The organism is Bacillus sp. CGMCC 1.16541, from assembly GCF_003184905.1.
Lineage (GTDB): Bacteria > Bacillota > Bacilli > Bacillales > Bacillaceae_H > Priestia.
In genome coordinates, this window is the sequence record NZ_KZ821210.1 from 20,252 (window position 1) to 39,672 (window position 19,421).

A 19,421-nucleotide genomic window follows, 5' to 3' on the forward strand; every position below is an offset into this window, starting at 1 on the left:
ATGGGAAAGGTATGTAAAAAAGAAATGAGCCAGTTATTGCGCGTGTATTTTATTATGGGAAGTAATAACTGTCATCAAGACCCTATAGAAGTAGTAAAGCAAGCGATTAGCGGTGGTATTACTCTTTTTCAATTTCGTGAAAAAGGAATGGATTCATTAATAGGAGAAGAGAAAATTCTGTTTGCAAAAGAATTACAGAAGTTATGCAAACAGTATCACGTTCCATTTATCGTAAATGATGATGTCGAGTTAGCGATTAAACTTGATGCAGATGGAGTGCATATTGGCCAAGACGATGAACAAGCAGATGTTGTGAGAGAGCGTATAGGAACAGATAAAATAGTAGGAGTGTCGACTCATACAGTAGAAGAAGTGAAAAAAGCGCTTGCTGACGGTGCTGACTATGTTGGCATTGGGCCAGTATTTCCAACTTCAACAAAAGAAGATGCGAAAGGAGTACAAGGAACAACTCTAATTGAAGAGATAAGAAAACACGATATAGACGTTCCAATTGTCGGAATTGGTGGCATTACAGAGTACAACGCACCGGAAGTAATGCGTGCCGGGGCAGATGGGGTATCGGTGATTACAGCTATTAGTCATGCGGCGAATCCATTTGAATGTACAAAACGTTTAGTAGAGGCTACTTCATTATGACGTTTTAAAAAATAATAAAAAATTTTAAAAATTAATAGACAATTCTAATTTATTTGTTATAATGAGCTATATTGAAATAACAATTCGTTGATGAGATCGAGTACGCTGCGAGAACTGTTCGACAGAGAACTGATGAAAAGCTGAGAATCAGTGTTCAGTACGCAGCCGAATATCCTCTCTGAGAAGGTATGCTGAAGGATGTAAGTAAGTGTATCCGGCTTCCACCGTTAACAGGAGCACGTATGAATACGTACGTGGCAGAGTGCTATGTCTCCATGAAATGACATAGAACTAGGGTGGTAACGCGAGAATACATAGTAATCTCGTCCCTTTTTAGGGGCGGGGTTTTTTTATTTTATAGGTGGTGACAAACATGGAAAGTGACATTGATATTTTGAGTGTAAAGCGAACGGACAAAATAATTAGGAGGAATTATCATGAAAACTTTATCCAAAAAAGACACGCTATTTACTAGTTTAATGCTATTCTCATTGTTTTTCGGAGCAGGAAATTTAATTTTTCCGCCGTTTTTAGGTCAATCTGCAGGAACCGCTTTTTGGCCTGCGATGATTGGTTTTCTACTTTCTGCAGTCGGACTTCCAATCCTAGGAGTCATTGCAGTAGCAAAATCAGATGGTTTGCATGTACTAGCAAGTCGTGTTCATCCGGTGTTTGCGATGGTGTTTACAATCGTTATCTATTTAGCGATTGGACCACTTTTAGGAATTCCACGAGCAAGTAGTTTAGCGTTTGAAATGGGAGTGCAGCCATTTTTACCAAACGATATGAATGGAGCAGGAACATTATTTTTATATACATTTATTTACTTTTGTATCGCGTATTGGTTAGCGTTAAAACCAGGAAAACTTGTTGATCGTTTCGGCAAATTATTAACACCGTTACTGCTGACGTTACTTGTTGTGATTGTGGTTCGCGCGTTGTTCTATTCATTTGGAGAAGTCTCAGTACCTGTAGGCTCTTATGCAAAAAATCCATTTGCTACCGGCTTCCTAGAAGGATACTATACGATGGATACCATTGCGGCATTGAACTTTGGAATTGTAATTGCATTAACCCTAAAACAAATGGGAATGACAGATAAGGAGCAAATTGTATCTTCATCTGTTCGCGCTGGTGTCATAGCTGGAGTGGTACTTGCGTTCATTTACGTTATGCTGGCTTATTTAGGGTCATTACACGCCGGAGAAACTGAAAATGGGGCTCAAACATTGACGCAAGTTGTGTTTACGCTATTTGGTCCTAGTGGAGCTATTTTATTAGGGTTAGTATTTACTTTAGCTTGTTTAACAACATCAGTTGGACTCGTCACGTCTTGTAGTCAATATTTTGCTAAAGTTGTTCCTGCATTATCGTACCGTATGTGGGTGACCGTGTTTGCAGGGTTTAGTTTAGTAGTGGCAAACTTAGGATTAACAAAAATTTTACAAGTATCTGTACCAGCTCTTACAGCCATTTATCCAGTTGCGACTTTATTAATCTTATTATCATTTGTAGATCATTGGTTTGGCAGTCATCGTGCTGTGTATGGATTTGCAACGTTATTTGTTTCTGTTATCAGTACGACTGATGCTTTTCTTCAAGCAGGATTAGGTATGGGTGTACTTGGGGAGTTTGTAAAAGTTCTACCGTTTTACGATGCCGGATTTAGTTGGCTTACTCCAGCTGTCCTTGGATTAATTCTTGGATTAGCATACAAACAACTAGTACCACAATACGGAAAACAAACACAGGTGGAAGAAACACCAGCTAAGTAGAAGAAAGAAAGAGGCTGGGACATAAGTGTTTCAGTCGATAAAAGAGGCTGACTCAAAAGGTTGAATAAATTCGATCTGAGAGTCGCCTCTTTTACTTTTCATCCAGTTTCTGGGTTTTGGTTTGATGGATTTATAAGGGAAAGAGGGATATCCCTTCCCTTCATTACCCTAATTTTTGTTCGCTTTCTTTGTTGGCTGCCCACTTCAGTAAATTGTGTGCAGCGCAAATAAGACCCCAATCCGTGGTATTTTTGGATAGGCCTCATAACCCAAATCTCTTAAACGCTCAATTGTGCTTAATCTGTCCAAACACAGGCTCTACATCTATTTTTCACTGCCTGTATCTTTTGCTTCCTTCTTCCGTGGCCAAGCGTTCACGAACTTCTTTTCGTTGTTGGTGGTTTCTCACTGAGACCTGTACGATTTTTGTATCTTTGTCTTTGGCACAGGTTGTTTGGAACGGAAATCAACGGACTAATTTTAGAAGCTAACCTAAAAAGAGGGTGCCCAAAAGTTTATACCTTTTGGGACACCCTCTTTTTTTGATTAAAAAACAAGTTTAAAAGAATAGTGGAGCGAAATGGAACGAACTTGTTGTTGTAACATAACGATGACAGAAACGTTCTTGTTCGTTTTTGAGAAGGAATCATTTCGTTATGTCCCACTCTCTTGTTTATTTTTGCGCTTTTTAAATATCACTACTTAATGCGTAGTAAAAGCGCTAAAGTATAGGAACATTAAAATCCATGAATTTGTTGAACAGCTGCTTGTGTTTCTTGTAAGTGACGTAGCTGTTCGGTTGCATGTAGAATTTGTGTTTGTTGTTCTGAAGTTAAAGGTAGTGTCCGTGCTTTATGAATTAATTGGTTAGCTAGCTGTAGATGTTGCTGAGCATACTGAAATCGTTGTGAATCTGCTTGTGCTTGTGCTTCAATAACCCAATGTTCAGCGTTATGCAAAGCCTCAATCGCTTTTGTAAACTCCAGTTCATTTGACATCATAAAACCTCCAACGTCCAATTTGCGTTCGCTTAGTTACTATCATTTCTATTCTTTCTTTTCATTATGTATCGACTTTTGAAGTTTTAGTTGTAACAAAGAAAGACTGTGAATAGATTGTACAAATGAGAACTTGTACATCAAGAGAAGGAGGTATGTATGTTCATATTATTGAACTACATCTTTTTAGGGTTGTCGTTAGCCGCACCGATTGGACCTGTTAACGCTGCTCAATTAGATAGAGGGCTTCGCAATGGGTTTGTGCACGCATGGCTTGTTGGATTAGGAGCAACGACAGCCGATGCTATATATATGTTAGTCGTGTACCTTGGATTCGTTAACTTTATCAATGTGCCATTTGTGAAAGCGTTTTTATTTTTGTTTGGTTGTTTTGTACTCATTTACACAGGAATTGAAAGTTTAATGGCAGCAAAAAGAATTGCGCTTGAACAAAGAGGAGAGAGCGATACATATTTTAAATGCTTTTTATCTGGTTTTCTCCTCTCATTGTCAAACCCGTTGACAATTCTATTTTGGCTTGGTATTTATGGGTCCGTCCTTGCAAAGGCTTCTGCTACATACGATAAAGTAGAGTTAATTGTTTATAGTGGAGCTATTTTTGTTGGAATTCTACTTTGGGATTTAACGATGGCTATTATCGCGAGTACGTTTCGACGTTATTTTGCACATCTTCTTTTAACTATAACATCCATTATATCTGGAATTTCTCTAATTGGATTTGGGAGCTACTTTGGATATGAAGCTGTTCAATTATTTACTCGTTAATAAAGAGGCTAGGGCATGAGTCTTTTCATCATGTCTCAGCCTTTTCTTTTTTCCAAACAGATTTCATTTTAATTAGTACTAACCCAATGAGTCCGACAAATACAAGGCTAATAAAAAAACTAGGACGGCTTGACTTTTCAATAATTGTCCCGCTAATGGCTAAAGCAATAAAGCCCATACTTAGGAATTGCTTTACTTTATCGCTGGTTGTAAGTTCCAGTAGCTTGCGTGAAGAAAGCAAAATGAAAAACCAGTTGTATAAAAGCATCAGTCCAGCGGCCGTTGTAATATATTCATATACTTTACCTGGCATTAAAAAAGCGACAAGAATAGAAGATGCAAGTCCTAATGTGGTAAGTCCTAAAGAAGGCAGGGCTACTTTTAACTTCCCTTTCCCTTTTTTAGCAAATAAAGCAGGAGCGTCTTGATCTTCTGCAAGAGTTACAAGTAAGTTCGTCACCGCAAACATAGAAGCAATCATGGTCGAAAAGCCAGCGATAATAAGAGCAGCATTGAATACGTGCGGAAAGAAATCAAGATTATACGTAGACAATGCTGTGACAAACGGGCTTTCCTTCTGATTAAAAGCACTTCGAGATGTGAGAAGAATAGCTAGTCCGACGGAAAGAATATAAATAGAAGTTAAAACAATGAGCATGACCGTTCCTGATTTTGCTGCCTCTTTCTTTTCTTTTAAATTAATCGCCATCAGTCCCATAATTTCGATGCCGCCAAACGCATAAAATGCATAGATGAGCGCACCCCATAATCCAAGGAATCCAGTGCCGAGGAAATCTTGAACGGTATTAGGTGTGTTTAGTGAAGGATTGCTTTTGAGCACACCAAACACAGCTAAGAGCGCAATAATAATAAACATAACGATTGCACCAATCTTCATCAGTGCAAACACATTTTCTAATCGTTCAAATCCTTTTGTTCCAGCCAACAAAACAGCAAGTCCTAAAATGGCATACCCAGATGCAAATAACCAAAGTGGTATGTTTGGAAACCAAAACTTTGAAAAAATAGATAGGGCGGTTAACTGACTTCCCATGATTAAAATTTCTGAAAACCAATAAACCCAACCACAACTAAACCCTGCCCAGTGACCGTAAGCATTTTTAGCATATGCGCAAAACGAACCTTTTTGAGGATCATTCGCAGTCATTTTAGCGAGTGTATTAAACACAATATATGTAGAAAATGCCGCAATAAGAAAAGCAAGAAGTGTAGATAATCCCGCTTTTTTAATGGCAATTCCCGATGCTAGAAAAAAGCCTGTCCCAATAATGCAGCCAACCCCGATTAATGAGAGTTGCCACCACTTTAAATCACCGCTCTCTTGTTTCGGTGCACTACATCCCGAATGTTCCATCTTGTTGGTCTCCTTTTTAGAGGTAGTCATATAACTACTAGCGTTTCTTGAAACGATGAATTTATGCAAAAAAGCTAGATCTCGTTTTGAATGAGATCTAGCTTTTTTAATTCGATGTAATTTCTTTCACTCGCCCTACTTGTCCGTCTTCTAAGCGAACTTTAATACCATGGGGATGAAAACTAGCATTGGTTAAAATGTCTTTTACAACTCCACTTGTGCGTTTTCCAGAGCGTTGGTCTTGCTTCAATACAATGTTTACTTCTATGCCAGGCTTAATATTTGCACGTGATTGTCCGCTCATTTATACACCCATTCGTTTGCGTTGGTTATTTGTTTTTTTTGTTTGTTGACTTTTAAGCTGTTGAGTTGATTTTACAATTCCATGTTGATTTGCTGATTGGTTTTGCTTTTTACTCGCTAATTTTTGTTTCATCGCTTCTTGTAAACTGATTTTTTTCTTTTCGTTAGACATATGTGTGACTCTCCTTCTTTATCGATGTCTCCATTATAAGCGAAGAAAGGAAAGATGCATACATATTCTAAAAGAAAAAGTTGAGTTGTATGATGCTTAAAAAGAAGAAAAGGTCGTTTCTTCTGTCCGTAGTCTTTTAAAGATACAAATTCATAAAAATATCATCTAAAAGGGTGGATATGAGTGGAGTCGTTCGGAATACCTAATATCTTATTATCCGAAGTAAATATCCTTTAAAAGTGGATTGTGTAGTTCATTGTGCTCTTATAACTGTGTGATAAGTCCTGATTTACCACTAGATATTTCGAGTGAATTCGACAAAAAGTAGTGACAAAGTTATATTTGTGAATATTGAATTATTTATAGATTACGGATAAGGGGAAATGAGTTATGAAGTTTGTGATTGGTAGAAAGCTATTTATTAGTTTCTTTATAATCGCTATTTTGTTAATAAGTATTAGTGATTTGTCGTACTACTACATAAAAGAAATAAATCGTTCGTATTCAGAAATTGTCGATCGACGGGTTGAAATCTTAAAGAAAGCACAAGAGATGCAATACTATGCAGCAAGACAAAATGGTGCATTAAGAAGCGTATTATTAAGTGAAGAACATAGTACAGAGTTACTAACTCAAGCAATTATGGGAGAGGAAACAAAAACGTTCTCAGACGTAAAGTGGTATGCAGATGAAATTCATTTCCTTGCAGAAAAGGAATTGTAAAAGGATATGAAGACGGTTCATTTTTGCTATGTGTATTCATACTAGTAAGCTATAAAAATACAAGTAATGGGGAATTAGTATGAACTTTTATGATATGCGCGAAATGACTAACGGTACTTTCGTCAACCAAAAATAAAAGTAACCGTTTAAAAAAATGAGCATAATTTAATAGAAGAAAGGAGACAAGCAAAGATGAAAAGAATTTATCTTGATGCAGGTCACGGAGGTTCAGACTCAGGGGCAGTGGGAAATGAGTTGGCAGAGAAGAATATAGTATTGAAAATTCAACAATATATGATTAATTATTTAAACGAAACGTACACAGGCTTTATCATTAATACAACACGTACAACTGATATATTCCTATCACTAAGTGAGCGAGCTAATCGTGCAAATAGTTGGAATGCCGACATATTCTTTTCGATTCATGTGAATGCTGGTGGTGGTACAGGCTACGAAGACTATATTTATACAAGTCCAGGATCTACAACCATTAACCTCCAAAATGTGGTGCATAATCAAGTGATCTCTGTATTACCAAAGTATACTCATGCTAATCGAGGAAAGAAGCGAGCAAATTTTGCTGTCCTTCGCCAAACAACTATGCCAGCAATTTTAACAGAAATTGCATTCATTGATACACTTAAAGATGCAAATCTATTAAAAAACGAAACATTTTTAAGAGAAATGTCAGAAGCTTATGTTCGAGGTGTAGCTCAATTTACAGGATTACCTACGAAGACACAGCCCACTCCACAACCAACCCCAATTGAAGACACTCGCCTTTATCGCTTAACAACTGGTACATTTCAAAATGCTCAACAATTCGCAGCTGCGCTCACTCGATTACGTAATGATTATCCGTGGATTACCTATGAAAAAGCCGATACAACAGAATTGAATCCCACTTATCGAATTATTACCGGTACATTTACGGGAAAAGCAACAGCTGAAAGGTTCGCAGCTGAACTTCGTCAAAGATATGGCTGGACTGTTTATGTAAACGAAGCATAGATGATAAAAACCCCTTGAAGTAGCCCTCTGTTGTAAAAACAGTGGACACAAAAGCAAGGGGTTGATTTCGTTTAGTTTGTTAAAAATTTTAAGCAAACTGGATATGGAACGGAAACATCTCTTTGAACGAGTTGCAATGTACCTGTTGTTTCGTCTCGCTTATAAAGAACAAGGTTGTGTGACTCTTGATTTGAAGCAATAAGAAAAGCTTCTGTGGGATCTAATACGAAATCACGTGGCCAGTTTCCTTCTGTATGTGTTCGGTCAACAAATGTAAGTTCACCATTGTCTTGATTGACGCTAAAAATTGCAATACTATCGTGTCCGCGGTTTCCTGCGTAAACAAACTGTCCATCAGAAGAAATATGAATAGCACTACCTTGATTGTTTTCATTAAAGTCATTTGGAATTGTCAAAATGGATTGCAATTGTGTGAAACTGCCATCTTCAGAATTATAGGATAACACAAGTACTTCCGAACTAAGTTCTGTCATCACATACGCAAATTTTCCGTTTGGATGGAAGACTAGGTGTCTAGGTCCACTTCCAGCAGTTGTGGACAGTGTACTTGCTTCTGTTAATGTCCCATCTTCATTTACTCTATATGTAATCACTTTGTCAATTCCGAGGTCAACTACAATTACATAGTTCTCATCAGGTGTAAAGCCCGCATAGTGAACGTGAGGCTTTTCTTGGCGTTCTTGATTAGGACCACTACCTGTATGTTCAATAACCGAAGCAGCAGGGTTTAGTGACCCGTCTTTATTTACAACATAAGATTCTACGGTACCTTTATGATAATTGGATGTTACAACGAGACTTTGCTGACGATTTATACTTACGTGACAAGGGTTCGCACCTTCTGTTAGTTGCTTATTAAGTTCTGTTAATTCACTTGTCTCACGATTAATCGAATAAGCAGAAACGCCACCTAATTCATCATCTTTGGCAACTGCATAAAGCATAGTGTTATCTTCGCTAACTGTTACATATGTAGGATTTCCAACAGTCGCCACTACTTTTACATCAGTAATTCTGCCGACTTGAGTGTCTAACGTAAAGCTATAAATTCCTTTGCTGTCACCTTTTGTATAGGTTCCAACGTAACCGGTAAATGATTGATTTGTTGTCATAACTTTAAGCTCCTTTCATGAATGTATTATAGCATATCTCAATCGAAAGTCAGATTTTAGCTTGTTTCAACCTAGAAGTAGACAATGTTAATTTTGTGTAAAAACGTAAAGAAATTGTAAAGGATATGTGATAAAATACGAATGTCTTATTTTAGAATGTGCCAAAAAAGTCTTATTAACACCCTACCCTAAAGATGTAAACGTTAATCTTGTTTCTAAAGTGAAGGGGAAGTATTGATACAAAAGAAGTGGAAAGTAGAGGGGGGGACATCTTAAGTTTATGAAACAGCGTATAGTTAACTTATTTTTTATGCTTTTCCTTACAGCGTTGTATGCTTTCATCATTATGACGTCAACGGAATGGTTATATAGTGGAAGTGCACAGCGAGTCATTGAAAGGGTGAAATTAGATGCTGGCCCATTTTTATATGGCTGGTTGTTTTTGTTCTTATTGCTAGGAGGATTTCGTGTTTTTAAGAGAAAAGTATATATACCGCTCATAAGTATTATTTGTGTATTTGCTCTATCTTTAGGTTACGGAAGTAGAATGAAGCAAAATCTGCGTGGAGAGCCAATGATTCCTTCAGATTTAGCTATGTTCTCCGAGGCCAAATCCATGCTTGACATTCTTTCGGCAAATATAATGACAGTTATGATTGTGAGTGTGGTCATATACATTTTGATTCTTGCTTTTTTGATTTACAAAGTGCCAAATGAAAACATACATTGGATACCTCAAGTAATGCTTGCTCTTCTCTTTAGTATCGCTTTTAGTTTTTTATTTTTAGGAGAAGCAAAACAAGGAAAAACGTCTATCGCTACTCAGTTTAATTCTCACTATATTCGATTTAATCAAGTTAAAAACTATGAAACAAATGGTGTACTTGTTAGTTTTACACGTAACTTGAAGTGGTTGGCAGTTGAAGAGCCGCCTTTGTATTCAGAAAAATATATAAAAGCATTGAAAGAGAAGTACGAAGATAAAGAGTTTGCCAGAAAAAGTGATCAAACGCCAAATATTATTATGATTCAAAGTGAAGCGTATTGGGATCCAACGGTATTAAACGGTGTAACATTTAATCAAGATCCACTTCCATTTTATCGATCCATAAAAGATAAACATACGTCCGGCTCTCTACTCGCACCTGTGTTTGGAGGGTCAACAGCTAATACAGAGTTTGAAGTGTTGACAGGACTATCTATGCAATTCTTACCGAGCGGGACAGTCCCATTTTTGCATAGTTTAAAGAAACCTATTCCTGCATTGCCTAATATCTTAACAAAGAGTGGTTATGAGACAACAGCTATTCACTCTTATGCAAATTGGTTCTATCAACGCAACAATGTGTATCATTTATTAGGATTCGACCGATTTATCAGTGGTGAGTATTTAAAAAATCCAACAATTGATTACACCTATTATAAAGATGACGTGATTACGGATACGATTTTAGAACAATTAGATAAGAGTGAGAAGCCGGATTTCATCTTTGCTGTCACCATGCAAAATCATATGCCTTATGCGCCTGGTGTTAAGAAATCATATGCAACGATTGAAGTTTCAAGTGAAAAGCTAACAGAGGATTCAAAAGGGATGCTAGAATTTTACGGAGACACGTTGGTGCAGGTTGATTATGAACTCGAGCGATTAATCACAACACTAAACGAGCGTAACGAACCAACCATCATTGTTTATTATGGAGATCACTTACCGACGTTAGGGAATGACTACAAAGTCTATAGAGAAGCTGGTTATTATAAAGAGGATGGTACGTATGATGAGTACAAAAAAATGTATGAAACGCCATTACTGATTTGGGATAATTTCTCCAATAATCGTGAAAAGTTGCATCTGAGCTCATCGTTTTTAGGAGCTTATGTGTTAGATAAAGCAGGTGTAAAAGGAAACGTTTGGACGGATTTCTTGCAACACCAATTACAAAACCAAATAACAAAGATTCCACGCGCAGACTACTTTAAAGATGAAGGACTTACAAAGAGAGCGTTAAACGAATATGAGCTTCTTCAGTATGACATTTATTACGGAAAGCAATATGTAATAGATGATGCCGAAATGATTCAACCTAACGATACGTATCGTTTAGGGTATGTGGATCCTGTTATTAAAAATGTGACAGTTAGTTACGAAGCAAGTCCGGCGTTCGCTCAGATAAAAGGAGAGTACTTTACAAAAAGTACACAAGCATTTATCAATGGTGAAAGAGTTGAAACGATTTTCGAAAGTCCTGAGGCATTAAAAGTCGAAGTGGATGCACATAAAAAGATGACGATTCAAGTGAAAGTATTAGATGACCTTGAACGTGTCTTGTCAACGAGTAATCAGTATGATTTAAATGGAAAGTAAGTTATGTAAAAAGAGCGCATTCAGTTGTCTAGTACCGAATGCGCTCTGTTACTTAGCTGCGCTTTTTCAACGCTTCTGTCAATGAAGGAACCACTTGTTTCTTACGTGATACAACACCTTTTAATAAAGCTGTTTTGTTTTCAAGTTGGACGTTAAACGCATCTTCTACTGCACTTGCTTCCTTACCGATTGAAAGGACAACAGAGTCATTTTCTAGAATATCTGTTACAACCAGTACGAATAAGTCCAAACCTTTTGTTTCTACAATGCTAGCAATCGTATCTTCAAGTTCTGCTTGGCGCGAAAGAACGTCGTTTGTATCAACTGTGTTTACTTGTGCGATTTCAACTTTGAAACTTCCCATGTCAAATTCTTTTGCATCCAATGAAATAAGTTGCTCAATGGTTTTATCGCTTAAGTCAGCACCAGCTTTTAACATATCTAATCCGTATTGCTCTGCATCCACACCTGCAATTTCAGCTAACTCGCGAGCAGCTGCTACGTCTTCTTCCGTGCAAGTAGGAGATTTGAATAATAAAGAGTCAGAAATAATCGCTGATAACATTAACCCTGCAATCTCTTTTTTAATCGTTACGCCATTTTCTTTGTACATTTTGTTTAAAATTGTCGCTGTACACCCTACCGGCTCAGCACGATAATATAATGGATCACTTGTTTCAAAGTTTGCAATACGGTGATGATCAATTACTTCTAGAACACGAACTTGATCAATATCGTTTGCACTTTGTTGACGTTCGTTGTGATCAACTAAAATAACACTTTTCACTTCACTTGCTACTTCTGTTACTAGTCGAGGTGCTTCAGCATTGAAGTAGTTTAATGCAAATTGTGTTTCACCGTTTACTTCACCTAAGCGAATTGGCTCAACGTCCATACCTAAAGCTGTTTTTAAGTCAGCGTAAGCAATTGCTGAGCAAATTGTATCTGTGTCTGGGTTTTTGTGTCCAAAAATAAATACTTTTTCCATTCTTCTACTCCTTTAACAATGTATATTAGATGTTGTTATCCCGCTTAAACGGGCAGAAGTGATCTTACGTTATGTAAGTATGAGTCAATAAGGTCTCAATACTTTTGTATTGTATCAAATTTCTTTTTAATTTGACAGATTTTCTGTGAGGATTAAACAGATTTATGTAAGTATCGTAAAAAATCCATCTATAGGTGCTGTACTTTGGAAAGAAATCATTCTATTATATGTTCAGTACGAGACAAATAAACAAGATAGAGGTACATGTGGTATGTGGGAGATTATTGTCGCATTTATTTTAGGGATTGTAGAAGGATTGACAGAGTTTGCGCCTGTGTCATCAACGGGACATATGATCATTGTAGATGACTTATTGTTAAAATCGCATAAGTTGTTTTCGCAAGAAGTCGCCAATACATTTAAAATTGTCATTCAATTAGGTTCCATCTTAGCTGTTGTTGTATTATTCAAAAGCCGTTTTGTTGATTTACTCGATTTGAAAAAAGAAAAGGCAACAGGTGAACGATTAAAACTTAGTCACATTATTGTTGGATTATTGCCTGCTGGAGTACTTGGATTGTTGTTTGAAGATTATATTGATGAACACTTATTCTCGATTAAGACAGTACTTGTTGGGTTAGTTATGGGTGCAGTATTAATGATTGTCGCTGATTGGCTTCAGCCAAAAACGCCAAAAACAGAAACAGTGGATCAAATTAGTTATAAACAAGCATTGGCAGTTGGGTTATTTCAGTGTATTGCACTTTGGCCGGGATTTTCACGTTCTGGTTCTACGATTTCTGGTGGTGTTTTACTAGGAATGAGTCATCGTGCAGCAGCTGACTTTACGTTTATTATGGCTGTTCCGATCATGTTAGGGGCTAGTGGCTTATCGCTTCTTAAGAATTGGAGCTATTTTACAATCGATGTGTTACCATTCTTTGTCACAGGGTTTGTTAGTGCATTTATTTTTGCATTTGTGTCGATTCGCTTTTTCTTAAAACTCATTAATCGAATCAAGCTTGTGCCGTTTGCTCTTTATCGCATTGCACTTGCAGTTGTTATTTATTTCGTCTTTTTCTAAATGAAAGAGTCGATTAAATGGATAAATAGTCATTAATTTTAAAAAGTCGACGGTGAAAAAAGGAGTTTTTTAGAGAGATGTCTAATCTTATGAAGTGACAAACGGATAGAAGATGTGATATGTTGACATCTCTACATAAAAAATAAACAAAAAGGAGTTTTGAACATGAACAAAACAGAATTAGTAAATGCAGTTGCTGAAAAATCTGAATTAAGTAAAAAGGATGCAGCAAAAGCAGTTGATGCTTTATTAGAAACGATCTCAAATACATTAGCAGAAGAAGAAAAAATCCAACTTGTTGGTTTCGGTACATTCGAAGTACGTGAGCGTGCAGCTCGTACAGGTCGTAACCCACAAACAGGTGAAGAAATGCAAATTGCTGCATCTAAAGTTCCAGCTTTCAAAGCAGGTAAAGAATTAAAAGAAGCAGTTAAGTAATGAGAAAGAAATGCTTGTCGCGTTTGTAGCGACAGGCATTTTTTATGAAATGGTTAGGTGTTTACATAAATTCCAATACTAATAAACAAAAGCTGAAAGCGAAGTGAATAATATGGGAATTTATGTATTGTGTCCAACATGTGATGGAAAAAAGCAACGTAAAAAGGGCTGGGGACTGTTTACCATGAAAACAAAATGTGAACAGTGCCAAGGAACAGGGAAAATTGAATACATGGGGCGTATATAAAGCTCAGATAAAGAGGCTTAGCCCGTCATCTTCATTGTTATAAAAAACTAGTAAAATAAAAAAGGAAGACGGCTAGGCATCTCCTTTATTTATTTTACTACCTTATGTCCTAACCTTTATACGTTTAACGTTTGTGGTTTCTCTCCTTTTTTATATATAAAATAGATTGAGACGTTAAACATAGAGGATCTTTCTTATCATTTGGATAGAGTAGATGTCAATGAACTTAGCGGAACGATGAACATAGGTCATGTATGGTCTTCTGATCAAGCAATTTCTGCGGAAAATAATACTAAAAGGTCAACCTCAACAAAGAACAAGCCGTCCCAACAAACTCGTGAAAGAAGTAAAAAAAACACCGTAATCGAAAAGAAAATGATCCAGATATTACAGTGAATATTAATGGAAGACCAATTCCTTATAAAATAGATAGTAAGCAAGAAGAACCTCAATCATATGTGCAAAAAAACAATCGAGTCATTCGTAGTCAAACAAGAGAGGTCACTTCAACTTTTACAATAGGTGACATTCATATTGGTGCAATTGAAGATGCTTCCGTTGTTAACTTTGGTAATAACTTTCCAACTAATTTCAGAAGTAATAAAAAGCATAATCAAGGGTTTGGTAACATTTTTGGGAGTCAAAATGACATTCACGATATTATGTCTAGAATGCAAGAACAGGATGTTACAGAGGTATTTAATGAAAATGAAAGCAAACAGCATCCAGAGTGGTTAAATATGCTAATAGAAGAACAATTGAAAGAAAAAGATAACAAAAAAGATAACATGTAAACGAGTTATCTTTTTTTTGTTATCAATAATTTTATTATGTAAACAAAAGGTGACATAAAAACTCCATTTATAAAAGAGGAGTTAGTAATATAGACATCCCGCTCTGTCGTAACCCGAAGTGTCTTAAATACCCAGATCAACTAGGTGGGTGTTCGCACAGCCATTTTTAACGTCCTTCTAAGGAGAAGGCATGTTATCCGCAGCTTGATGTTGAACTCCCGTTTAACACTCAAAGGTTTAAGACAACATGAGTATACGGGCATCGCAGGTATGTCGTATATGTATACATTCCCTCACAAATGAGAGAATGATGAGTAGTTTGTTGAAAGGATTATGTTCCGTTTGGCAAGAGAGAATATTTTCTCTAAAAGCGAAGGAAAGAATGTTCCTGTGCTTTCTGTATTTACACTATACATGATATGTGTAGGGAAAATCAATGGTATATTATAACTAGTGCTTTAAATATTTAAATCAAAAAGACTATAGCTTGAATATATTTGTTATGTCTAATTTCCTGTGTACAAATAAGTGAACAATCTTTATAATCTTCCTGTTAAAGAAATTTTTGTCTATTTTAGTCGAAGGAGAAAAGAGACGTGCCAAAAGAAAGATTAGAAGAAAAGCAACTTATTCACCCACATGAAGGTCGTTATTATGCATTTGTACTTGTTATCAGTATTTTAACCTATATAGCCTTTATCGTATCAGTCGTTGGAATCTTTATCATTGGAGCCATCATTTTATTATCGCTTTTTGCTCATGCGTTAATGATTGGTTACATTCGAATGAATGCAGTTCAGTTAAATGAAAAGCAGTTTCCAATTATCTATGAGAAAACGAAGCAATTGTGTAGCGAGATGGAATTAAACCGAGTACCTGATGTGTATGTGATGCAGTCAGGTGGAACGTTAAATGCATTTGCAACGAGGTTTTTTGGTCGTAACATGGTTGTGATATACTCGGAGATTTTTGAATTAATTGAACAAGGTAATGAGGATGAGCTGTCGTTTGTCATTGCACATGAACTAGCTCATATTAAGCGAAATCATATTTCAAAATCAATGTTTATTTTGCCTGCAATGTGGATGCCTGGTATTGGTGAGCTGTATTTACGAGCTTGCGAATATACGTGTGATCGCTATGCGGCCTATTACACAAATAATCCAGAAGCTGCGAAAAATAGTTTGACCATTCTTAGTGTTGGAAAAGTGCTTTATAAGCAAGTGAGTCGCGATGAGTTTTTAAGACAAGCACAGCGTGAAAAAGGTTTTTTTGTTTGGTTAAGTGAATTTTTATCGACACACCCTCCATTACCAAAGCGAATCTATGAAGTTGGAGCATTCATGGGTGAGCCTGAGGAAGTAATCTTTGAAACAAAACGTTCGAAAAAAGTTTGGTTGTTTGTTCCAGTCACTCTTCTTTTATTTAGTGGTTTTATAGGCGGAATGGTCTTTTCGATGAACCATTTTTTTGACGAAACAGTAACAGATTTCGATGAGAGTGCTTATGGAGAGCCATCACCGGTAACGCAAGCGATTATTACGGATGACATGGACGAGTTACAAAAGTTAATCGAAGAAGGTTACGCAGTCGATGAGTTAGACGATCAAGGTTATACACCATTGCATTGGGCTGCGAAGTCTGACAATGTAGACGCAGCTACGTTACTATTAAATGAAGGTGTAGATGTTAATATAGAGGACGGCGACCTATTTTTAACACCTCTGATGAGTGCAGCTGAGTTAGGAAACACGAAAGTTCTTTCATTCTTACTTGATGAAGGTGCAGATGTAACTTATGAAGACAGTGAGGGTGATACAGCCTTAACTTATGCTGTTTATAGTGATAATGTGGGGGCTGTTCGCGTATTAATAGAAGCAGGAGCAGACCCAAATGCGCCAGATTACTATGGTAGTACACCGCTTATGAAGGCCATTGAAAATGGAAATGCAGAAATAGTGAATGAATTAAAACAAGCAGCAAAGAAAGGAAAGGGATAAATATGAATGAAGTGATACAGCCAGCAGGTTTTTGGATTCGTTTAGGTGCAAACGTTTTAGATGGAATTATTATTGGAGTGCCGTTAGCTCTTATTGGTTTTTTAATTTCAGGCACATTTGAGGAGGGTCATTGGTCTACGGATGTTCTTAGTGCTATTTATTATATATTTGTACCGGTATTATGGTTCGGTTATACAGTTGGAAAGCGTATTTGTGGTATTCGTATTGTGAAAGTGGATGGAAGAAATGTTGGAGTTGGCGCTATGCTATTACGGTCGTTAGTAGCAGGCCTTGTGTATTTAATTACATTTGGAATAGGTCTTGTCATTAGTCTTTTTATGGTAGCGCTTCGTGAAGATAAACGCTCAATTCACGATATGATTGCTGGAACATATGTTACGTTTACAAAGCCGGGGGAAGAAAAATCAGTTGACCTATAAAAGGAGAGAGGGAGTTTAGCTACCCTCTCTTTTTACGTTGATTTATTCTTAGTAAGAGTAAATAAAGAAGTCCGATTAGAGGCAAAAACACAAGAGGACTTTTCGGTTCATGATAGTCATTCTTCATTACATAATAAGAAAGCCAAATAAGGATGAAAAAGTCCATAGTCATAATGCTGACAAATTGAGAAGAAAGAAATGCTTGTTGATAAGCTGAAAAAGAACCTGTAAATAAACCAATTCCGTACAGGAAAATGACAAGTATAAGCAGAACAATAATAAAGATACGAGAGTTTAAGGCAGTTAATAGCGTTGTTGACGTTCTAGATTTCACTTTACTTACTCGTCCGCGAAAGGAAAAGTAAGGTAGTAAAGCAAATGCTCCTAGGAAAAAAGAAAGAAAAACAAAAGGCCAAGCCGTTAATTTACGATTGTCTTGTGGTAAGATAAGAAAGGCAAAAAGAAGTGGGTATAATCCTAAAAACGAAAAAATCATAACAATAAGCGGATCTACTTGTTCAAATTGACCGCCAATTAAAAGTGACAAGAGCGCGTCATTGTCAAAACATTCCCCAGGTGCAAGGAAAATAGCATAAACGAGTAGGGTAATCCAAATGAAAAACATGTCACCAACTCCTTGTTTTCGTCAATCGTATCATATGTGATGATGAATGTGCTTGCAATCGCACACGATAAATTTGTAATCAATGAAAAAGAAATAGGAATGAAAGGGGCAAAACATTGAGGTTAAATGTGAAAACACTTATTGTGACAAGCTTAGTTAGTGCATGTGTAACGATGACAGCTTGTTCAACAAATAACGTGTCAGAGCCTGAGCCAGATGAGAAGCCAAAGCCAATTAACCAAGTCGAAAAGGAAGCAGTTGAAGTAGAAAAACAAGTGGCTCCTCCTTTTAGTAAAGCAACATTACCCACTACATTAAAAGAACTAGTAAGCTTTCCACCAGGAGTATATGAATCTCTTCAAAAAGATCAAGTGGAAGAAATTGAGAAAGCTGTAGCGGACTTACCTCCCATTACAGAAGCACAAGCAAAAGATGAAGACTTTGTAAAAGCTTATGCAAGTGAAATAACAGTGCGGTTTCAAAAGCACTATCCAGGCCCAGAAGTTGTAGTTCAAAAGTGGAAAGAGTTGGCGTTTGGTACACAGAACGTAGAGGATGAACGTTATCAATTCAAAGAAAATATTAACGTTTATCTATTAATCCACACTAAAAAAGATGTAACAGAAGAGAATGTACGTGAAGAATTACTAAAAGATATAGAGCCACTAGTAGCGTTACTACCAAAAAGTGTGAATGTAGGTCTGCGTATTTATAGTAGAATTAACGACATGCCAGAGACTTCTTGTGAACGACAAGAAGTGGTATATGACGTGCAGCCTTATAATAAAGAGTTATTCGAGGGAACTTTACATAATCCAACTATTACAGAACAGTTTTCAATGAAAGCTAGCATACAAGCTGTTTATACGGACTTGCAACAGTTTGATGAAGCCACTCATACTAATATGTTGTATGTATTAAATGATGATGTGCATACGTGTTCAACAGAAAATGAATTAACTAATGAAGATATCCAATCCTTAGCAATAAAACCGATTGTGCATGTAGTTGAGATGGCCGAAGGAAAAGAATTGAAACCGTTGGCTAATCAATTACATGGATCTTATGTAGTAAAGGATCATCAACACCTTACTAAGGAATTTAATCGAACGCACGATATCATTCAAAAGTGGCAAGAATGGCAAGTTGGTAACGAACAAATTGTAAACAACGAATATTCAGAGCGTAGCAATTATATTTTAGATTGGCGCCTTGAATGGCATGATATGTTACAAGAGCAACTTCTAGTAACAAGAAAAGCATTTGAAGTATTAGAACAACAAAATAAGATATCTCTGTCCACTTATTTACAAATGGTGAACTTAAACCGAGATTACATCTCCAATCTTTATCAGTTGCGGGATCATGCAATTAATGAGTTGTTTAATTTGAAAGATGAACCTTATGAGAAGGTAGAAGAGGTTATTCAAGAAACGTATCATTCTGAAAGATAATCGAGATGAGTGAAAGAAGAGAACGTGTATATAGAGATAGAAAAGGAGAA

19 protein-coding genes, 1 other RNA gene, 1 pseudogene and 1 other annotated feature are annotated in these 19,421 nt (G+C 36.6%); of the genes and pseudogenes, 12 read left to right on the forward strand and 9 right to left on the reverse strand.

Annotated elements, in window-relative coordinates:
• Both thiE and brnQ read left to right on the forward strand, forming a co-directional pair.
• Positions 1-657 carry a thiamine phosphate synthase gene (gene thiE / locus DIS06_RS03925; protein WP_110111968.1) on the forward strand — a complete coding sequence of 219 codons (657 nt, stop codon included), beginning with the start codon at positions 1-3 and terminating at the stop codon, positions 655-657.
• 78 nt (positions 658-735) lie between these two features.
• Positions 736-991 (forward strand) — a binding site (T-box leader).
• Positions 992-1,094: 103 nt separating this feature from the next.
• Positions 1,095-2,432, forward strand: coding sequence for a branched-chain amino acid transport system II carrier protein (gene brnQ, locus DIS06_RS03930; protein WP_110111969.1), 1,338 nt, complete (start codon positions 1,095-1,097; stop codon positions 2,430-2,432).
• A 163-nt stretch (positions 2,433-2,595) separates the two neighbouring features.
• Here the strand turns inward: brnQ and DIS06_RS20505 are convergent.
• Positions 2,596-2,895: pseudogene (locus DIS06_RS20505) on the reverse strand (transposase); the annotation flags it as partial.
• 274 nt (positions 2,896-3,169) lie between these two features.
• A complete protein-coding gene (locus tag DIS06_RS03935; RefSeq protein ID WP_110111970.1) occupies positions 3,170-3,430 on the reverse strand; it encodes a hypothetical protein in 261 nt (86 codons plus the stop codon).
• A 159-nt stretch (positions 3,431-3,589) separates the two neighbouring features.
• Here DIS06_RS03935 and DIS06_RS03940 point away from each other — a divergent pair, with 159 nt between their 5' ends.
• On the forward strand, positions 3,590-4,216 hold the full coding sequence (locus tag DIS06_RS03940; RefSeq protein WP_110111971.1) for a LysE family transporter: 627 nt from the start codon (positions 3,590-3,592) through the stop codon (positions 4,214-4,216).
• Positions 4,217-4,244: 28 nt separating this feature from the next.
• On the opposite strand, the gene DIS06_RS03945 is transcribed toward DIS06_RS03940, so the two are convergent.
• The 3 genes from DIS06_RS03945 to DIS06_RS20320 all read right to left on the reverse strand — a co-directional run bounded on the left by DIS06_RS03945 (position 4,245) and on the right by DIS06_RS20320 (position 6,066).
• A complete protein-coding gene (locus tag DIS06_RS03945) occupies positions 4,245-5,591 on the reverse strand; it encodes an amino acid permease (RefSeq protein ID WP_110111972.1) in 1,347 nt (448 codons plus the stop codon).
• A gap of 106 nt (positions 5,592-5,697) precedes the next feature.
• Positions 5,698-5,895, reverse strand: coding sequence for a YwbE family protein (locus tag DIS06_RS03950; protein ID WP_110111973.1), 198 nt, complete (start codon positions 5,893-5,895; stop codon positions 5,698-5,700).
• Complete coding sequence (locus tag DIS06_RS20320; RefSeq protein WP_204166747.1) at positions 5,896-6,066, reverse strand: hypothetical protein; 171 nt, start codon at positions 6,064-6,066, stop codon at positions 5,896-5,898. It lies immediately after the preceding gene.
• 390 nt (positions 6,067-6,456) lie between these two features.
• On the opposite strand from DIS06_RS20320, the gene DIS06_RS03955 reads away from it, so the two are divergent.
• Entirely contained in the window at positions 6,457-6,789 is a 333-nt protein-coding gene (locus tag DIS06_RS03955) for an MCP four helix bundle domain-containing protein (RefSeq protein WP_110111974.1), read from the forward strand.
• Positions 6,790-6,981: 192 nt separating this feature from the next.
• Positions 6,982-7,803, forward strand: a complete 822-nt coding sequence (locus DIS06_RS03960; protein WP_110111975.1) for an N-acetylmuramoyl-L-alanine amidase — start codon at positions 6,982-6,984, stop codon at positions 7,801-7,803.
• A 71-nt stretch (positions 7,804-7,874) separates the two neighbouring features.
• On the opposite strand, the gene DIS06_RS03965 is transcribed toward DIS06_RS03960, so the two are convergent.
• Positions 7,875-8,936, reverse strand: a complete 1,062-nt coding sequence (locus DIS06_RS03965) for a lactonase family protein (protein WP_110111976.1) — start codon at positions 8,934-8,936, stop codon at positions 7,875-7,877.
• Positions 8,937-9,216: 280 nt separating this feature from the next.
• Here DIS06_RS03965 and DIS06_RS03970 point away from each other — a divergent pair, with 280 nt between their 5' ends.
• Positions 9,217-11,301 carry an LTA synthase family protein gene (locus DIS06_RS03970; protein ID WP_110111977.1) on the forward strand — a complete coding sequence of 695 codons (2,085 nt, stop codon included), beginning with the start codon at positions 9,217-9,219 and terminating at the stop codon, positions 11,299-11,301.
• Between the two features lie 52 nt (positions 11,302-11,353).
• Here DIS06_RS03970 and DIS06_RS03975 read toward each other — a convergent pair whose 3' ends face one another.
• Positions 11,354-12,289, reverse strand: a complete 936-nt coding sequence (locus DIS06_RS03975; protein WP_110111978.1) for a manganese-dependent inorganic pyrophosphatase — start codon at positions 12,287-12,289, stop codon at positions 11,354-11,356.
• Positions 12,290-12,560: 271 nt separating this feature from the next.
• Here DIS06_RS03975 and DIS06_RS03980 point away from each other — a divergent pair, with 271 nt between their 5' ends.
• The 3 genes from DIS06_RS03980 to DIS06_RS03995 all read left to right on the forward strand — a co-directional run bounded on the left by DIS06_RS03980 (position 12,561) and on the right by DIS06_RS03995 (position 14,852).
• Positions 12,561-13,373 (forward strand): undecaprenyl-diphosphate phosphatase, encoded by an 813-nt coding sequence (locus tag DIS06_RS03980; RefSeq protein WP_110111979.1) that lies wholly within the window; start codon positions 12,561-12,563, stop codon positions 13,371-13,373.
• Between the two features lie 165 nt (positions 13,374-13,538).
• Positions 13,539-13,811, forward strand: coding sequence for an HU family DNA-binding protein (locus DIS06_RS03985; protein WP_110111980.1), 273 nt, complete (start codon positions 13,539-13,541; stop codon positions 13,809-13,811).
• 639 nt (positions 13,812-14,450) lie between these two features.
• Positions 14,451-14,852 carry a hypothetical protein gene (locus DIS06_RS03995; RefSeq protein ID WP_110111982.1) on the forward strand — a complete coding sequence of 134 codons (402 nt, stop codon included), beginning with the start codon at positions 14,451-14,453 and terminating at the stop codon, positions 14,850-14,852.
• 92 nt (positions 14,853-14,944) lie between these two features.
• Here the strand turns inward: DIS06_RS03995 and ssrS are convergent.
• Positions 14,945-15,126: non-coding RNA, 6S RNA (gene ssrS / locus DIS06_RS04000), on the reverse strand.
• A gap of 322 nt (positions 15,127-15,448) precedes the next feature.
• Between ssrS and DIS06_RS04005 the strand changes: the two genes are divergently transcribed.
• Together DIS06_RS04005 and DIS06_RS04010 are read left to right on the forward strand one after the other, a co-directional pair.
• A complete protein-coding gene (locus tag DIS06_RS04005) occupies positions 15,449-16,852 on the forward strand; it encodes a M48 family metallopeptidase (protein ID WP_110111983.1) in 1,404 nt (467 codons plus the stop codon).
• A gap of 2 nt (positions 16,853-16,854) precedes the next feature.
• Positions 16,855-17,292, forward strand: coding sequence for an RDD family protein (locus DIS06_RS04010; protein ID WP_110111984.1), 438 nt, complete (start codon positions 16,855-16,857; stop codon positions 17,290-17,292).
• A 19-nt stretch (positions 17,293-17,311) separates the two neighbouring features.
• Here DIS06_RS04010 and DIS06_RS04015 read toward each other — a convergent pair whose 3' ends face one another.
• Complete coding sequence (locus tag DIS06_RS04015) at positions 17,312-17,917, reverse strand: hypothetical protein (protein WP_110111985.1); 606 nt, start codon at positions 17,915-17,917, stop codon at positions 17,312-17,314.
• A gap of 116 nt (positions 17,918-18,033) precedes the next feature.
• Between DIS06_RS04015 and DIS06_RS04020 the strand changes: the two genes are divergently transcribed.
• Positions 18,034-19,371, forward strand: coding sequence for a hypothetical protein (locus DIS06_RS04020; protein ID WP_110111986.1), 1,338 nt, complete (start codon positions 18,034-18,036; stop codon positions 19,369-19,371).
• Positions 19,372-19,421: the final 50 nt, after the last annotated feature.

Bases quoted from the DNA above. Each gene is read 5' to 3' on its own strand.
- thiE (WP_110111968.1), top strand. From the start codon at position 1: ATGGGAAAGGTATGTAAAAAAGAAATGAGCCAGTTATTGCGCGTGTAT.
- DIS06_RS03950 (WP_110111973.1), bottom strand. From the start codon at position 5,895: ATGAGCGGACAATCACGTGCAAATATTAAGCCTGGCATAGAAGTAAAC.
- DIS06_RS03985 (WP_110111980.1), top strand. From the start codon at position 13,539: ATGAACAAAACAGAATTAGTAAATGCAGTTGCTGAAAAATCTGAATTA.
- DIS06_RS03975 (WP_110111978.1), bottom strand. From the start codon at position 12,289: ATGGAAAAAGTATTTATTTTTGGACACAAAAACCCAGACACAGATACA.
- DIS06_RS04010 (WP_110111984.1), top strand. From the start codon at position 16,855: ATGAATGAAGTGATACAGCCAGCAGGTTTTTGGATTCGTTTAGGTGCA.
- DIS06_RS03935 (WP_110111970.1), bottom strand. From the start codon at position 3,430: ATGTCAAATGAACTGGAGTTTACAAAAGCGATTGAGGCTTTGCATAAC.
- DIS06_RS20320 (WP_204166747.1), bottom strand. From the start codon at position 6,066: ATGTCTAACGAAAAGAAAAAAATCAGTTTACAAGAAGCGATGAAACAA.
- DIS06_RS03940 (WP_110111971.1), top strand. From the start codon at position 3,590: ATGTTCATATTATTGAACTACATCTTTTTAGGGTTGTCGTTAGCCGCA.
- DIS06_RS03980 (WP_110111979.1), top strand. From the start codon at position 12,561: ATGTGGGAGATTATTGTCGCATTTATTTTAGGGATTGTAGAAGGATTG.
- DIS06_RS03965 (WP_110111976.1), bottom strand. From the start codon at position 8,936: ATGACAACAAATCAATCATTTACCGGTTACGTTGGAACCTATACAAAA.
- DIS06_RS03945 (WP_110111972.1), bottom strand. From the start codon at position 5,591: ATGGAACATTCGGGATGTAGTGCACCGAAACAAGAGAGCGGTGATTTA.
- brnQ (WP_110111969.1), top strand. From the start codon at position 1,095: ATGAAAACTTTATCCAAAAAAGACACGCTATTTACTAGTTTAATGCTA.
- DIS06_RS04015 (WP_110111985.1), bottom strand. From the start codon at position 17,917: ATGTTTTTCATTTGGATTACCCTACTCGTTTATGCTATTTTCCTTGCA.
- DIS06_RS03970 (WP_110111977.1), top strand. From the start codon at position 9,217: ATGAAACAGCGTATAGTTAACTTATTTTTTATGCTTTTCCTTACAGCG.
- DIS06_RS03960 (WP_110111975.1), top strand. From the start codon at position 6,982: ATGAAAAGAATTTATCTTGATGCAGGTCACGGAGGTTCAGACTCAGGG.
- DIS06_RS03955 (WP_110111974.1), top strand. From the start codon at position 6,457: ATGAAGTTTGTGATTGGTAGAAAGCTATTTATTAGTTTCTTTATAATC.